1 protein-coding gene is annotated in these 1380 nt (G+C 44.4%); it reads left to right on the top strand.

The features are described from left to right. The first annotated feature begins 69 nt into the window (after nucleotides 1-69). Entirely contained in the window at nucleotides 70-1377 is a 1308-nt protein-coding gene (locus tag ACN4EG_RS27745) for an IS701 family transposase (RefSeq protein ID WP_431633522.1), read from the top strand. The last annotated feature ends 3 nt before the right edge of the window (nucleotides 1378-1380 follow it).

The raw sequence follows: 1380 nt of genomic DNA, 5'->3' as shown, positions 1-1380 counted from the left end.
CCCTCTTCAGTCACTCTAAGCAGAGGAATTTAGAATAGAGAGAGTAGAGTTTAGAGAGCCTAGCAACTGATGTCCGCCTCCAGAGAAGCTCGACCAACGATTCGCTTTGTCGATGAGTATTGCCAACTCTATGGAGATTTGTTTTCAGATGTCCGCAGCTTTGAAGCGTTTAAGTTCTTGCATCTGGGGTTGATTAGCGAAATCAAACGAAAATCATTGCCTGCAATTGCAAAAGCAGTTGGACTCGATAACCAACAAAGTTTACATCACTTTCTGTGGAAATCTCCTTGGCAAGCCCAGCAGCTACGACAAAGACGATTGGAAATCATTCTAAAAGTCCTCGGTGGTCGGCCCTTGATTCTGTTAATCGATGAAACTGGGGATTGCAAGAAGGGAATGACTACGGACTATGTTAAACGACAATACATTGGTAATGTCGGGAAGAAAGAAAATGGCATTGTTGTAGTGACTGCGTATGGCTTAGTCGAGGGGATGATTTTGCCATTGACTTTTGAAGTTTACAAACCGAGAGAACGTCTCAAGGAACACGAGGAATATCAAAGCAAACCGCAAATTGCTGCGCGAATGATTCGCCAATTACAAGCAATGGGTTTTCAATTTGAACTGGTACTGGCAGATAGTTTGTATGGCGAAAGCAAACACAATTTTGTTGATATTCTAGATGAATTGAAACTGCCTTACATTCTGGCGATTCGTAGCAATCATGCCCTGTGGCTACCCCAAGAGCAAGAGGTGATACAGGAACCGTGGCAGTCCTTTGAGCGCACCTTTAGCAATGGCACCACTGAAGTGCGTTACATGGCCGAGGTAATTTACGGCCAGCGCCACCGCAAACAATACTGGCTTTTGACAACTAACCCCGAAACCTTGCCAGAAAATTCCACCAGTTTTGTGATGGTTTGTGCTCCTACAATCAAGCTCCAAGAAATGGGTGATCGCTATGGCTTGAGAACCTGGATTGAATACGGACTCAAGCAAGGCAAAGATGCTTTAGGATGGGCTGATTTCCGCCTAACGAGTTATGAGCAAATTGAGAAGTGGTGGGAGTTAGTCATGAGTGCATTTTTGATGGTCAGTTTATTTGCGGATCAATTCAACCATTCCTGCCCTCTAGCCCATCAACAATTTGCGCACCATCCTTGGTGGGACAACCAACGGGGCTGGAAAAACTTACTGAACAATTTGCGCTTAATTATCCAACCTTTGATTTGCTTCAATTGGCTCAAGCGTTGGTTAGAGGTCTTTCCGATAGCGTCACTGCATACTGCATTTGAGCAATTGATCCGTCCTATGAATCAGTTCATCTGTCCTTCAGTGCAGCGATTAAACCTGCAACTTATCTTTTCCTCTGCTTAGAGT

This window comes from Alkalinema pantanalense CENA528, from assembly GCF_050753345.1.
Lineage (GTDB): Bacteria > Cyanobacteriota > Cyanobacteriia > Leptolyngbyales > Leptolyngbyaceae > Alkalinema > Alkalinema pantanalense.
The sequence above is the reverse complement of the archived record's forward strand: the minus strand, read 5'-3'. Positions and strand labels throughout refer to the sequence as shown.

Coding starts and splice junctions, on each gene's coding strand:
- ACN4EG_RS27745 (WP_431633522.1), top strand. CDS start 70: ATGTCCGCCTCCAGAGAAGCTCGACCAACGATTCGCTTTGTCGATGAG.